This is a genomic window from Lentzea albidocapillata subsp. violacea, assembly GCF_900100275.1.
GTDB classification, from domain to species: domain Bacteria; phylum Actinomycetota; class Actinomycetes; order Mycobacteriales; family Pseudonocardiaceae; genus Lentzea; species Lentzea violacea.
This window is the reverse complement of record NZ_FNET01000002.1, coordinates 342,754-358,911: the sequence shown is the minus strand read 5'-3', so window position 1 is coordinate 358,911 and position 16,158 is coordinate 342,754. Positions and strand designations below refer to the sequence as shown.

Annotated in this window: 1 protein-coding gene (only partly in view); it reads left to right on the top strand. The window is 69.0% G+C overall.

The genetic code is table 11. The annotated features are described in order from the left end of the window. Window positions 1–15,969 carry the 3' portion of a non-ribosomal peptide synthetase gene (locus BLR21_RS06575; RefSeq protein ID WP_090004784.1) on the top strand. The gene continues 14,979 nt to the left of window position 1, outside the view, so 15,969 of the gene's 30,948 nt are visible here — the last part of the coding sequence; the start codon falls outside the window, past its left edge; its stop codon occupies window positions 15,967–15,969. Window positions 15,970–16,158: the final 189 nt, after the last annotated feature.

The window sequence follows — 16,158 nt, the reverse complement described above, 5'->3', positions numbered from 1 at the left end:
GGGGAAGTGCTGCTGGTGGACGGCGTGTCCGCGGTCGGCGAGCTCGCTCCGGTGGACCCGAACTCGTTGGCGTACATCGCCTACACCTCGGGTTCGACTGGCCGGCCCAAGGGTGTGGCGGTGACCCATGCCGCGCTCTCGTCGTACGTGGCCGGGTGGCGTGACGGGCTTGGCGCCCTGGGCGGTCCAGGAACCGTGTTGTCGATGTCCGGGCCTGGGTTCGACGTGTCGATCGGTGACATGACGCGGGCGTTGGCGTTCGGTCACCGTGTGGTGTTCCTGCCGCATGACGAGCACGTGACTGTGGAGTCGTTGCACCGCACGCTGGTCGACCACGACGTCGAGGTCGCGGAGATCGTGCCGGGCATGCTGTTGCGTGACCTGGCGGCTTACTCCCGGACGGCTGGGCCGGTGGAGAGTCTGCGTCTGGTGATCTCGGGTACCGATCTGTGGACGCATGACGCGTTGACTTCGGCGGTGGCCGAGGTGGCGCCGAATGCGGTGCCGGGCAACGTGTTCGGTGTGACCGAGGCGGCGATCGACTCGATCTTCCACGCCGTGACCGAGGATCACCCGGCGGCGGTGGTGCCGATCGGTACTCCGTTGGCTGGTGCTCAGGCTTTCGTGGTGGACGGGTCGTTGCGTCCGGCGCCGGTGGGTGTTCCGGGTGAGTTGCTGGTCGGCGGTTCTGGTCTGGCCCAGGGATATGTGGGGCGTCCGGATCTGACGGCGGAGCGGTTCGTGCCCGGTGCGGGTGGTGGGCGGTTGTACCGCACTGGTGACCGTGCTCGGTGGCGTGCGGACGGGACGATCGAGTTCCTGGGTCGTGTCGACGAGCAGGTGAAGATCCGTGGCTATCGGGTTGAACCCGGTGAGGTCGAGGTTGTCATCGGCGACCACCCCGATGTGCGTGATGTTGTTGTGGTGGCTCGTGAAGGTGGGCCTCACGGTGGTAAGCGCCTGGTTGCGTACGTTGTTGCGGAAGGGGAGTTCAGCGGTTCGGTTCTGCGGGCATGGCTGCGGGAGCGGGTGCCGGATTACCTGGTGCCTTCGGTGTTCGTCGCGCTGGATCGCTTGCCGCTGACGCCGAACGGCAAGGTCGACCGTCGCGGCCTGCCCGACCCGGAGCCCGAGACCTCCGGCGAGGCGTATGTCGCGCCTCGGACCGCTGCCGAGGAGACTCTCGCGGCGGTGTGGAGTGGGGTGCTCGGTGTCGAGCGCGTCGGCGTGCAGGACAACTTCTTCGAGCTGGGTGGCGACTCGATCCTGAGTCTGCAGATCGTGGCTCGGGTTCGTGCGGCCGGTCTGGGTGTGGACGTGGCGGACGTGTTCGCCCATCAGACCATCGCCGAACTCGCTCTCGTCGTGCGTGACGCTCCGGCGGAGTCGTCGGCCGAGCAGGGCGTTGTCACCGGCCCGATTCCGTTCACGCCGATCCAGCACTGGTTCCTGGCACAGGACATCCCGAACCGGGACCACTGGAACTGGTCCGGCATGTTCGAGCTGGCGCCGGGCACCGATCCTGGCCGGCTCGGGCGGGCGTTCGACGCTGTTGTCGCCCACCACGACGCCCTGCGCATCCGGTTCACGCCCGACGGCCAGCACAACGCCGACGTCGAGGTCGCCGAGGTTCTTCGTGTCGTTGCCGCGGATGACGTGGTGGCGGAGATGACCGCGGCGCAGAAGTCGTTGCGTCTGGCCGATGGTCCCTTGCTCGCCGCTGTCTACTTCGATCGCGGCGACCAGCCCGCGTGGCTTGGCTTGACCGTGCATCACCTGGTGATGGACGGCGTGTCGTGGAACGTCCTGCTGGAGGACCTCGACACCGCTTATCAAGGCGGTTCGCTCGCGCCGAAGACGACGTCGTTCAAGGCATGGGCCGAGCAGCTCCAGACCATCGATGCCGAGGAGGAGCGCGACCACTGGGCCGCCGCGACGGCGGATGTCACGGTCGTCCCGGTGGACGGTCAGGGGCCGAACTCCGAGGCGTCCGGTGCGGTCGTGCAGTCGTGGCTTGATGCCGAGACGACGGCGGCGCTGCTCGGTGACGCGCACCGGGCGTACCGCACGCAGGGCAATGATCTGTTGCTGACCGCTCTGGCCCAGGCATTGGGCGAGTGGGCCGGCAGTGACCACGTGACGATCGACCTGGAGAGCCACGGTCGCGAAGGCGCGGACTTGTCGCGCACGGTCGGGTGGTTCACGTCGATCTTCCCGGTGCGGCTCACGCACGAGAGTGATCCGGCGGCGGCGATCAAGGCCGTCAAGGAGGAGCTGCGGTCGGTTCCGCGTCGGGGCGTTGGCTACGGCGCGTTGCGTTGGCTGCAGGGTGACCTGGCGGATGTGCCGGATCGTCCGGTGCTGTTCAACTACCTCGGTGCGTACGACGCTGCCGACTCGGCAGGGCTGATCCGCCGGGAACTGCCCGCCGACCTGGCGGGGCCGAGTGAGGGTGAGGGCGGGACGCGCTCGCACCTGTTGCAGCTCGAAGTGCAGCAGAGCGCAGACGGCCGGTTGTCCATCGAGTGGTTCCACTCCGCCGCTGTGCACGACACCGCGACCGTCGAACGGGTTGCCGCACGGTACGTCGAGGCGTTGCGCGAACTGGTCGCGCACTGCCGGACCGCCAGTGGTTTCACGCCTTCGGACTTCCCGTTGGCGGCGCTGGCCCAGCCTGAGGTCGACCTGCTGGCGGAGCGCTATCCGCTGGCGGACGTGTACCGGTTGTCGCCGGTGCAGTCCGGCATGATGTTCGGTGTCGTCGGTTCTCCCGTCGACGGCCTTTACTGGGCGCAGAACGTCTACGACCTGGCCGGTCCGATCGACGCCGAACGACTGGCGGCGGCGTGGCGTGAAGTGATCGGCCGGCACGCGCCGCTGCGCAGCGGGTTCGTGTGGGAGGGCGTCAGCGAACCGGTGCAGGTCGTGCCGGTCGACGTCGAGGTGCCTTTGACGGCCCACGACTGGAGCGCCGTGACCGACCAGCAGGCCGCGCTCGACGAGCTGCTCGCCCACGACCGTGCGCTTGGATTCGATCTCGCTCGTCCACCGCTCATGCGGCTCTACCTCGTCGACCGGGGCAACGGGCAGAACTGGCTGGTGTGGGGGCTGTACCAGGGTTTGTGCGACGGGTGGAGCCTGCCCGTCGTCATGGACGAGGTGTCGGCGGCCTACCAGCGGCAGGCGTTGCCGCCGGTGCGGCCGTACCGCGACTACATCGCGTGGCTCCAGGAACAGCCCTCCGCCGAAGGGTTCTGGCGTACGTACCTCGATGGTTTCGAGGCGCCGACGGCACTTCCGGTCGATCGGCTGGCCGCGAGCCACTACGCCCAGGACCGGCGACGCACGCATCTGAGCGAGAGCGTCACTGCCGGGCTGGTGGAGTTGGCTCGGCGCGAGCGCGTGACGTTGTCGACGGTCGTGCAGGCGGCATGGGCCAAGGTGTTGTCCGCGTCGTCCGGCGAGGACGACGTGGTGTTCGGTCTGACCGTGTCGGGCCGCCCGGCTGATCTGGCCGGTGTGGAGTCGATGGTCGGCCTGTTCATCAACACGCTGCCCGTGCGGGCCGCGGTGCCTGTCGACACGTCGTTCGCCGCGTGGTTGCCCGCGCTGCGGGACAACCAGGTTGCGCTGCAACGGTTCGAGTACACGCCGCTGGTGGATGTCCAGCGGTGGTCGGCGGTGCCGCACGGCCGTGCGTTGTTCGACAGCATCGTGGTGTTCGGCAACTTCCCGCAGGAGGAACTGCCGGAGGACCTGGGCGGGGTGCAGGCCACCGAGTCGGTGGAGCAGGGCAACTACCCGCTCACCTTCGCCGTCGACCTGGAGTCCACGCTCAAGATCGAGGCCGAGTTCTCCACGGCCGCTTTCGACGCCGCCACCGTCGAGCGGATCCTCGACCAGCTGGTGGTCGTGCTGACCGTTGTCGCGGAACAGCCGGAGCTCGCGGTCGGCGACGTGCCGTTGCAGCGGCCCGAGCAGGCGGCGGAGCTGGTGGCGTGGGGGAGGACGCCGGAACCGGCGGCCGAACGGCCGGTGCCCGACCTCGTCGACGGCTGGGCTCACGCGACCCCGGATGCCGTGGCGGTGGTGTGCGGCGAGGAGAGCCTCACGTTCGACCGGCTGGGCGCTCGGGCCGACGCGCTGGCCGCCCGGCTGCAGAGGGCCGGCGTGGCGGTGGGGTCGCCGGTGGCGGTGCTGGTGCCGCGCGGAATCGAGCTGGCGGTGGCGTTCCAGGGCGTGTTGCGCTCTGGTGGCGTGTACGTGCCGATCAATCCTGGGCTTCCCGCTGAACGGCTGGCGTTCCTGCTGGCCGATGCCGGTGTCGTCGCCGCTGTCACGACTTCGGCACTGGACGGGTTCGCCGGGGAAGTGCTGCTGGTGGACGACGAGTCCGCAGAGCCTGGTGAACCGCTTGCCCCGGTCGACCCGAACGCCTTGGCGTACATCGCTTACACCTCGGGTTCGACGGGACGTCCCAAGGGTGTGGCGGTGACCCATGCCGCGCTCTCGTCGTACGTGGCGGGATGGCGTGCCGGACTCGCCGAGCTGGGCGGTCCGGGTGCGGTGTTGTCGATGTCGGGTCCCGGTTTCGACGTGTCGATCGGTGACATGACGCGGGCGTTGGCGTTCGGTCAGCGTGTGGTGTTCCTGCCGCACGACGAGCACGTGACTGTGGAGTCGTTGCACCGCACGCTGGTTGACCACGACGTCGAGGTCGCGGAGATCGTGCCCGGCATGCTCCTGCGAGATCTGGCGGCCTACTCCCGGACCGCGGGACCGGTGGAAAGCCTCCGCCTGGTGATCTCCGGTACTGACCTGTGGACGCATGACGCGTTGACCACCGCTGTGCGCGAGGTGGCGCCGAATGCGGTGCCGGGCAACGTGTTCGGTGTGACCGAGGCGGCGATCGACTCGATCTTCCACCCGGTGGGTGAGGATCATCCTGCCGCCGTGGTGCCGATCGGCCGGCCTTTGGCGGGTGCTCAGGCGTACGTGGTGGACGGGTCGTTGCGGCCGGTTCCGGTGGGTGTGCCGGGTGAGTTGCTGGTCGGTGGTTCCGGTGTGGCCCAGGGGTATGTGGGACGTCCGGATCTGACGGCGGAGCGGTTCGTGCCCGAAGCGGGCGGTGGGCGGCTGTACCGCACTGGTGACCGGGCGCGGTGGCGTGCGGACGGGACGATCGAGTTCCTGGGTCGTGTCGACGAGCAGGTGAAGATCCGCGGCTACCGGGTCGAGCCTGGTGAGGTCGAAGTAGTCATCGGCGATCACCCCGATGTTCGTGATGTTGTTGTGTTGGCACGGGATGGCGGGCCGCACGGCGGTAAGCGGCTCGTTGCGTACGTCGTCGCGGAGGGTGAGTTCAGCGGTTCGGTCCTGCGGTCCTGGTTGCGGGAGCGGGTGCCGGACTACCTGGTGCCTTCGGTGTTCGTGGCGCTGGATCGCTTGCCGCTGACGCCGAACGGCAAGGTCGATCGGCGCGGCCTGCCCGACCCGGAGCCCGAGACCTCCGGCGAGGCGTATGTCGCGCCCAGGTCCGCTGCCGAGGAGACGCTCGCGGCGGTGTGGAGCGGTGTGCTTGGTGCGGATCGTGTTGGCGTGCACGACAACTTCTTCGAGTTGGGCGGCGACTCGATTCTGAGTCTGCAGATCGTGGCGCGCGTGCGTGCTGCCGGTCTGGGTGTGGACGTAGCGGACGTGTTCGCTCACCAGACCATCGCCGAGCTCGCACTCGCCGTGCGCGACACCCCGGCGGAGTCGCTGGCCGAACAGGGTGTTGTCACGGGCCCGGTTCCGTTCACGCCGATTCAGCGCTGGTTCCTGGCGCAGGACATCCCGGATCGGGACCACTGGAACTGGTCGGGCATGTTCGAGCTGGCACCGGGCACCGATCCCGGTCGCCTCGCGGCGGCGTTGGACGCAGTGCTGGCGCACCACGACGCGTTGCGCATCCGGTTCACGCCGGACGGCCAGTACAACGCGCCGGTGGAGACCGGGTTCCTGCGTGTGGTCGAGGGCGACGATGACGTGGTCGCGGAGATGACCGTGGCGCAGAAGTCGTTGCGGCTGGCTGATGGCCCGCTGGTGGCGGCGGTGTTCTTCGATCGTGGTGCGCAGCCCGCGTGGCTTGGGTTGACGGTGCACCACTTGGTGATGGACGGGGTGTCGTGGAACATCCTGTTGGAGGACCTCGACATCGCCTACCGGGGCGGTGTGCTGGCGCCGAAGACGACGTCGTTCAAGGCGTGGGCCGAGCAGCTCGAGACCATCGACATCGCCGGCGAACGTGAGCACTGGGTTGCGGCGACCGCGGACGTGGTCACGCTGCCGGCTGACGGCGACGGACCGAACACCGATGCGTCCGAAGCGATCGTGCAGTCGTGGCTGGATGCCGAGACGACGGCGACTCTGCTCGGTGACGCGCACAAGGCGTATCGCACGCAGGGCAACGACCTGTTGCTGACGGCTCTTGCCCAGGCTTTGGGGGAGTGGGCCGGTAGTGATCACGTGACGATCGACTTGGAGAGCCACGGCCGTGAGGGTGCGGACTTGTCTCGCACGGTCGGGTGGTTCACGTCGATCTTCCCGGTGCGGCTTACGCACGAGAGTGATTCGGCGGCGGCGATCAAGGCCGTCAAGGAGGAGTTGCGCGCTGTTCCGCGTCTTGGCGTGGGCTTTGGCGCGTTGCAACTGGTTGATGTGCCGGAGCGTCCGGTGTTGTTCAACTACCTCGGCGCGTACGACGGCAACGACGACCCGGGTGGGTTGATCCGTCGTGAGCTGGACGGCGATCTCGCCGGTCCGAGCGAGGGCGAGGGTGGCACCCGGTCGCACCTGCTGCAGCTCGAAGTGCAGCAGACCGCCGACGGACGACTGTCGATCGAGTGGTTCCACTCCAGCGCTGTGCACGACACCGCCACCGTCGAACGGGTCGCGGCCCGGTACGTCGAGGCGTTGCGCGAACTGGTTGCGCACTGCCGGTCCGCCAGTGGGTTCACGCCGTCGGACTTCCCGCTGGCGTCGCTGACCCAGCCGGAGGTCGACGGGCTCGCGGTGCGTTATCCGCTGGTGGACGTGTACCGGTTGGCGCCGGTGCAGTCCGGCATGTTGTTCGGTGTCGTGGGTTCTCCCGTCGACGGGCTTTACTGGGGACAGAGCGTTTACGACCTCGCGGGCCCGATCGACGTGGAGCGGTTCGCGGCGGCGTGGCGTGCGGTGATCGCCCGGCACGCGTCCCTGCGGAGTGGTTTCGTGTGGGAGGGCGTGGCGGAGCCGGTTCAGGTGGTGCTCGGCGATGTCGAGGTGCCGTTGACGGCCCACGACTGGTCGGGTCTTGATGAGGCCGCACAACAGGTGCGGCTGGAAGAGCTGCTGGCCGACGACCGTGCGCTCGGCTTCGACCTGGCCCGGCCGCCGTTGATGCGGCTCTACGTCGTGGACCGGGGCGACGGGCAGAACTGGCTCGTTTGGGGGCTGTACCAGGGTTTGTGCGACGGGTGGAGCCTGCCCGTCGTGATGGACGAGGTGTCCGCCGCCTATCAGGGCAGCGCCCTCGAACCGACCCGGCCCTACCGGGACTTCATCGCGTGGCTCGACGGGCGTGACCCGGCCGAGCCGGAAGCGTTCTGGCGCGAGTACCTGGGCGGGTTCGAGGCGCCGACTCCGCTGCCCGCCGATCGGCTGGCCGCGAGCCACTACGCCCAGGATCGCCGGCGCACGCACCTGGACGAGGACGTGACCGCCGAACTGGTGGCGCTGGCACGACGCGAACGCGTCACGTTGTCGACCGTCGTGCAGGCCGCGTGGGCGAAGGTCCTTGCGGACACCGCGGGTGAGGACGACGTGGTGTTCGGCCTGACCGTGTCGGGTCGTCCGGCCGATCTGGCCGGGGTGGAGTCGATCGTCGGCCTGTTCATCAACACGCTGCCGATCCGGACGGTCGTGCCCGCGGACGTGCCGTTCACGTCGTGGCTGCACGACCTGCGGGACAACCAGGTCGCGCTCCAACGGTTCGAGTTCACGCCGTTGGTGGACGTGCAGCGGTGGTCTGCCGTGCCGCACGGCCGTGCGTTGTTCGACAGCATCGTGGTGTTCGGCAACTACCCGCAGGAGGAGCTGCCGGAGGACCTGGGCGAGGACTGGCTGCAGGCCACCGAGTCGGTGGAGCAGGGCAACTACCCGCTGACCTTCGCGGTCGACCTGGAGGCCACGCTCAAGATCGAGGCCGAGTTCTCGACGGCGGCGTTCGACGCGGTCACGATCGAACGGATCCTCGACCAGCTGGTGGTCGTGCTGACCGCCGTGGCGCGGCGGCCGGGCCTGCGGGTGCGCGACATTCCCTTGCATCGCCCGGAGCAGGCTGCCGAGATCGTCGAGTGGGGCAGCACGACTCCGCCCGCGGCTGAGCTGCCGGTGCCGGATCTGATCGCCGGGTGGTCCTCCGCCGAGGTCGCGGTGATCTGCGGCGACGAACGGCTCACGTTCGCTGAGCTGGGCGCTCGGGCCGATGCCCTGGCCGCCCGCCTCCAGCGGGCCGGTGTGACGGTCGGATCGCCGGTCGCGGTGGTGGTGCCGCGCGGGATCGACCTCGCGGTGGCCTTCCAGGGCGTGCTGCGTGCCGGTGGCGTCTACGTACCGGTCAACCCTGGTCTGCCGGCGGACCGCGTCGCGTTCCTGCTGGCCGACGTCGGCGCCGTGGTCGCCGTCACGACCGGGGCGCTGGCCAGCTTCACCGGCGAGGTGCTGGTGCTGGACGACGCGTCGCCGGTCTTCGACGCGGTGCCGGTCCGCATTGATCCCGGTGCGTTGGCCTACGTGGCTTACACCTCCGGCTCGACGGGCCGCCCGAAGGGGGTGGCGGTGACCCATGGCGCGCTCTCGTCGTACGTGGCCGGGTGGCGTGACGGGCTGCGCGCGCTGGGTGGCCCCGGCCCTGTGTTGTCGATGTCGGGTCCTGGGTTCGACGTGTCCATTGGGGACATGACGCGGGCGCTGGCGTTCGGTCAGACCGTGGTTTTCCTGCCGCACGACGAGCACGTGTCGGTCGAGTCGTTGCACCACACGCTGCGCACGCACGACGTGGCGATCGCCGAGATCGTGCCGGGCATGTTGCTGCGCGACCTCGCGGCGCACTGCCGGACGGCTGGGCCCGTCGAGAGTCTGCGGCTGGTGATCTCGGGCACGGACATGTGGACGCATGACGCGTTGACTTCGGCTGTGGCCGAGGTGGCGCCGAACGCGGTGGCGGGCAACGTGTTCGGTGTGACCGAGGCTGCGATTGACTCGATCTTCCACCCAGTGGGTGAGGATCACCCTGCCGCCGTGGTGCCGATCGGCACGCCGTTGGCCGGTGCTCAGGCGATCGTGGTGGACGGGGCCTTGCGGCCGGCGGCCGTGGGTGTGCCGGGTGAGCTGCTGATCGGTGGCGCCGGTGTGGCCCAGGGTTATGTGGGGCGACCGGATCTGACCGCCGAGCGGTTCGTGCCCGGTGCGGACGGTGTGCGGTTGTACCGGACCGGTGACCGGGCGCGGTGGCGTGCGGACGGGACGATCGAGTTCCTCGGTCGTGTCGACGAGCAGGTGAAGATCCGTGGTTACCGGGTTGAGCCGGGTGAGGTCGAGGTCGTCATCGGTGACCACCCCGACGTGCGTGATGTCGTTGTGGTGGCTCGTGATGGTGGGCCGCACGGCGGCAAGCGCCTCGTCGCGTACGTTGTGGCGGAGGGCGAGTTCAGCGGTTCGGCTCTGCGCGCCTGGCTGCGGGAGCGGGTGCCGGACTACCTGGTCCCGTCGGTGTTCGTGGCGCTGGATCGCTTGCCGCTGACCCCGAACGGCAAGGTCGACCGGCGCGGGCTGCCTGACCCGGAGCCTGAGTCGGCCGGTGAGCAGTACGTCGCGCCCCGGACCGCTGCCGAGGAGACGCTCGCGGCGGTGTGGAGCGGTGTGCTGGGCGTCGAACGTGTTGGCGTGCATGACAACTTCTTCGAGCTGGGCGGCGACTCGATCCTGAGCCTGCAGATCGTGGCTCGGGTTCGTGCCGCCGGACTCGGCATCGACGTGGCGGACGTGTTCGCGCACCAGTCGGTGGCGGAGCTGGCCTCAGCAGTGCGGGACGCTCCGGCGGAGTCGTTGGCCGAGCAGGGCGTGGTGACCGGGCCCGTCCCGTTCACGCCGATCCAGCGGTGGTTCCTGGCACAGGACATTCCTGACCGCGATCACTGGAACTGGTCGGGGATGTTCGAACTGGCCCCTGGTACCGATCCTGAACGGCTGGGCCGGGCGCTCGACGTCCTTGTCTCGCACCACGACGCGCTCCGGATCCGCTTCAGCGCGGACGACCAGTTCAACGCTCCGGTCGATGGCGGCGGGTTCCTGCGCGTCACCGGCGGAGACGTGGTCGCGGAGATGACCGCGGCACAGAAGTCGTTGCGCCTGGCCGATGGGCCGTTGCTCGCCGCTGTCTACTTCGACCGTGGTGATCAGCCCGCGTGGCTTGGTCTGACCGTGCATCACCTGGTGATGGACGGCGTGTCGTGGAACGTTCTGCTGGAGGATCTGGAAACTGCTTATCAGGGCGGTTCGCTCCCGCCGAAGACGATCTCGTTCCAGCAGTGGGCGTTGCAGCTGCAGGAGGACGATCCCAGCGGTGAACGTGAGCACTGGGTCGCGGCGACCGCGGACGTGGTCACGCTTCCGGCCGACGCCGACGGACCGAACAACGATGCGTCCGAGGCGATCGTGCAGTCGTGGCTTGATGCCGAGACGACGGCGGCGCTGCTCGGCGATGCGCACAAGGCGTACCGCACGCAGGGCAATGATCTGTTGCTGACCGCTCTGGCGCAGGCTTTGGGCGAGTGGGCCGGCAGCGATCACGTGACGATCGACCTGGAGAGCCACGGCCGTGAGGGCGCGGACTTGTCTCGCACGGTGGGGTGGTTCACCTCGATCTTCCCGGTGCGACTCACAAACCAGGACGATCCGTCGTCGGCGATCAAGGCGGTCAAGGAAGAGCTCCGTGCCGTTCCGCGTCGTGGTGTGGGCTATGGCGTGCTGCGTTGGCTGCGGGACGAACTGGCCGGTGTGCCGGATCGGCCGGTGCTGTTCAACTACCTCGGCGCGTACGACGGAAACGACGACTCGGGCGGGCTGATCCGTCGTGAGCTGGACGGCGATCTGGCCGGGCCGAGCGAAGGTGAGGGCGGGACGCGCTCGCACCTGTTGCAGCTCGAAGTGCAGCAGACCGCCGACGGACGGTTGTCCATCGAGTGGTTCCACTCCGCCGCTGTGCACGACACCGCCACCATCGAACGGGTCGCGGCCCGGTACGTCGAGGCGTTGCGCGACCTGGTGGCGCACTGCCGTTCGGCCGTCGGTGGGTTCACGCCGTCGGACTTCCCGCTGGCCACCCTCACCCAGGACGAGGTCGACGGGCTCGCCGGACGCTGTCCGTCGCTTGTGGACGTTCATCGGCTCGCGCCGGTGCAGTCGGGCATGTTGTTCGGTGTCGTCGGTGCTCCCGACGAAGGGGACGGGCTCTACTGGGGTCAGGGCGTCTACGACCTGGCCGGCCCGATCGACGCCGAACGGCTGGCCGGTGCCTGGCGTCAGGTGATCTCCCGGCACGCCGCGCTGCGCAGCGGGTTCGTGTGGGAGGGCGTCAGCGAGCCGGTGCAGATCGTGCTGGCCGACGTCGACGTGCCGCTGACCACCCATGACTGGTCGGATCTCGACGAGGCCGCGCAACAGCTGCGACTGCAGGAGTTGCTGGCGGACGACCGTGCGCTCGGCTTCGACCTGGCCCGGCCGCCGTTGACGCGCCTGTACCTCGTCGACCGCGGCAACGGGCAGAACTGGCTCATCTGGGGTCTCTACCAAGGGCTGTGCGACGGGTGGAGCCTGCCCGTCGTCATGGACGAGGTGTCCGTCGCGTACCAGCGGCAGCCGCTGCCGCCCGCCAGGCCGTACCGCGACTACATCGCGTGGCTCGGTCAGCGCGATCCCGCTGCCACCGAAGGGTTCTGGCGCACCTACCTCAACGGTTTCGAGGCGCCCACCGCACTGCCGGTGGACCGCCTGGCCGCGAGCCACTACGCCCAGGACCGGAGGCGCACGCACCTCGAGGAGAACGTCACCACCAGGCTCGTCGAGCTGGCTCGGCGCGAGCGCGTGACGTTGTCGACGGTGGTGCAGGCGGCGTGGGCCAAGGTGTTGTCCGCGTCTTCCGGTGAGGACGACGTGGTGTTCGGCCTGACCGTGTCGGGCCGTCCGGCTGATCTGGCCGGGGTCGAGTCGATGGTCGGCCTGTTCATCAACACGCTGCCCGTGCGGGCCGAGATCCCCGGCCGGACGCCGTTCTCCGCCTGGTTGCACGAGTTGCAGGACAACCAGGTCGCGCTGCAACGGTTCGAGTTCACGCCGTTGGTGGACGTGCAGCGGTGGTCCGCGGTGCCGCACGGCCGCGGGTTGTTCGACAGCATGGTGGTGTTCGGCAACTATCCGCAGGAGGAAGCACCCGCCGACAGCGGCGAGGAGTGGGCCGACGCGGTCGAATCCGTGGAGCAGGGCAACTACCCGCTCACCTTCGCGGTCGACCTGGAGGCCACGCTCAAGATCGAGGCCGAGTTCTCCACGGCGGCCTTCGACGCCGCCACGGTCGAGCGCGTTCTCGACCAGCTCGTCGTCGTCCTCACCGCCGTCGCCCACGAGCCGGAACTGGCCGTCGCCGACCTGCCGTTGCAGCGTCCGGAACAGGCCGCGCGGCTCGTGGCGCAGGGCGAGACCCCGGTGCCACAAGCCGAGTTGCCGGTGCCCGAACTGATCCACGGCTGGGCGCACACCGAGGCCGTGGCCGCGAAGTGCGGCGACGAGCGCCTGACGTTCGCCGAACTGGACGCCCGTTCCGCCGGGCTGGCGGCACGGCTCCTGCGCGCCGGTGTGACGGCGGAGTCGCCGGTGGCGGTGCTGGTGCCGCGCGGGATCGACCTGGCGATCGCCTTCCAGGGCGTGCTGCGCAGCGGCGGTGTGTACGTGCCCGTCAACCCCGGCCTGCCGCAGGAACGTCTCGCGTTCCTGCTCGCGGACGCCGGTGTGGTCGCGGCGGTCACCACCGAAGGCCTCGCGGGCGAGCTCGCCGGGTTCGCCGGTGAGGTGCTCGTGCTGGACAGCACGGTCGTCAAGGGCAAGGTCGCCGGGTTCGCCGGCGAGGTGCTCGTTCCGAACGGCACCGTCCTCGACGGTCCGCCGGTCCGGATCGACCCGGACGCGTTGGCGTACATCGCCTACACGTCGGGGTCGACCGGACGGCCGAAGGGAGTGGCCGTGACCCATGGCGCACTCTCGTCGTACGTGGCGGGATGGCGTGACGGACTGGCCGAGCTGGGCGGTCCCGGCGCGGTGTTGTCGATGTCGGGCCCTGGTTTCGACGTGTCGATCGGCGACATGACCCGCGCGCTGGCGTTCGGGCAGACGGTGGTGTTTCTGCCGCACGACGAACACGTGTCCGTGGAGTCCTTGCACAGCACGCTTTCCGGTGACGGCGTGGCGATCGCCGAGATCGTCCCGGGCATGCTCCTGCGCGACCTGGCGGCGCACTGCCGGACGGCCGGCCCCGTCGACAGCCTGCGGCTGGTGATCTCGGGTACGGACATGTGGACGCACGACGCGCTCACCACCGCCGTGGCCGAGGTGGCGCCGAACGCGGTGGCGGGCAACGTCTTCGGCGTGACCGAGGCGGCGATCGACTCGATCTTCCACCCGGTCGGCGACGATCATCCGCAGGCCGTGGTGCCCATCGGCACCCCGCTGGCCGGTGCCCGCGCCGTCATCGTCGACGACGCGCTGCGACCGGCTCCCGTGGGTGTGCCAGGTGAGCTGCTGGTCGGTGGTCCGGGGGTGGCCCGCGGCTATGTGAACCGGCCCGACCTGACCGCGGAACGGTTCGTGCCGGACGTCTTCGGCACGGCCGGCGGCCGGCTCTACCGCACCGGTGACCGGGCTCGGTGGCGTGCGGACGGGACGATCGAGTTCCTCGGGCGTGTCGACGAGCAGGTCAAGATCCGTGGCTACCGAGTCGAACCCGGCGAGGTCGAGGTCGTCATCGGCGACCACCCCGACGTGCGTGATGTCGTTGTGGTGGCACGGGATGGCGGGCCGCACGGCGGCAAGCGCCTGGTCGCTTACGTCGTCGCGGAAGGCGAGTTCAGCTCGAAGGAACTGCGGACCTGGCTGCGCGAGCGCGTGCCGGACTACCTCGTCCCGTCGGTGTTCGTGGCGCTGGAGTCGGTGCCGCTCACGCCGAACGGCAAGGTCGACCGCAAGGGCCTGCCCGACCCCGAGCCGGAGACGGCGGCCGAGGTCTTCGAGGCACCGCGGACGTCCGTCGAGGACGTGCTGGCCGAGGTGTGGTCGCAGGTACTGGGCCTCGAACGCGTTGGCGTGCACGACAACTTCTTCGAACTGGGCGGCGACTCGATCCTGAGTCTGCAGATCGTGGCACGCACGCGTGCCGCCGGTCTGGGTGTCGACGTGGCGGATGTGTTCGAACACCAGACCATCGCCGAGCTGGCTCCTGTCGTGCGGGACACCCCGACGGCCATGCTGGCGGAGCAGGGTGTCGTCACCGGTCCCGTCCCGCTCACCCCGATCCAGCACTGGTTCGTCGAGCAGGACATCCCGGACCGCGACCACTGGAACTGGTCCGGCGTGTACGAACTGGCCTCCGGCACCGACCCGGAGAGGCTCGCGCGGGCACTCGACGCCGTCATCGCCCACCACGACGCCCTGCGTATCAGGTTCCGCCAGGACGGGGACACCTGGGTGCAGGACAACGACGGTGAGCTGACGCAGGTCCTGCGCGTCGTCACCGCCAGGGACGACGACGAGGTCGTCGCGCACATGACCGAGGCGCAGACGTCGTTGAGCCTCGCGGACGGTCCGCTCGTGGCCGCGCTCTACTTCGACCGCGGCGCGGAACCGGCCTGGCTGGGACTCACCGCGCACCACTTCGTCATGGACGGCGTGGCGTGGAACGTCCTGCTGGAGGACCTGGACACCGCCTACCAGGGCGGTCTGCTCGGGCCGAAGACGACGTCGTACCAGCAGTGGGCCGAAGTGCTGCGCGCCGACAACCCGGAAGCCGAACGCGCCCACTGGGCCGCGCAGACCGAGCGGGTCATGACGGTGCCCGTCGACGACCATGGTGCCAACACCGAGGCGTCAGGCGAGACCGTCCGCAGCTGGCTCGACGCGAAGTCCACCGAGGTGTTGCTCGGTGAGGCCCACAAGGCCTACCGCACGCAGATCAACGACCTGCTGCTGGCCGCACTGGTCAGAACGCTGGGCGAGTGGGCGGGCACCGGCGACGTCACGATCGACCTCGAGAGCCACGGCCGTGAGGCGATCGCCGACGGCGTCGACCTGTCCCGCACCGTCGGGTGGTTCACGTCGATCTTCCCGGTGCGCCTGCGTCACCAGCGTTTCGGTGACGACGGCGAGCTGATCAAGACGGTCAAGGAGCAGCTGCGCACCGTGCCGCGCCGTGGCGTCGGCTACGGAATCCTCCGCTATCTGGAACGCGACGACAATGTTGTCGAAGCGCCTGCGCGGCCTGTTCTGTTCAACTACCTTGGAGCGTTCGACGCAGCGGGCGACGACGCGGTCGGCCTGATTCGCGAAGAACTCTCCGCTGACCTGTGCGGACCGACGGAGAACGAACAGGGGAACCGTTCGCACCTTCTGCACATCGAAGCCGAGCAGACGCCGGACGGACGCCTGCTGGTCGAGTGGTATTTCAGCACCAATGTGCACCGGGAGGCGACCGTGCAGCGGCTCGCGACCCGCTACGTGACCGTGCTGAGGGAGCTGGTCGAGCACTGCCAGTCGGGCGCCGGCGGCGTGACGCCATCCGACTTCCCGCTGGCCAACATCGATCAAGCGAGTCTCGCCGCCGTACTCAAGCAGATGGGAGGGTGATCAACTCAAGCTCGGCGGCATCCAGCGCACCAGGGTCTGCGCATCTGGGGGAATGAATTACACGGTGATGGACGGTTCTATTCGGCGTGCCGTTTTTAATTGACAACGGCCGCCGAATGACCCTCAAGCAAATGTTCTGTGACTGGTCTCGCGAATCGCTTGACCCGGCAAATGACGATTGTGTAAAAA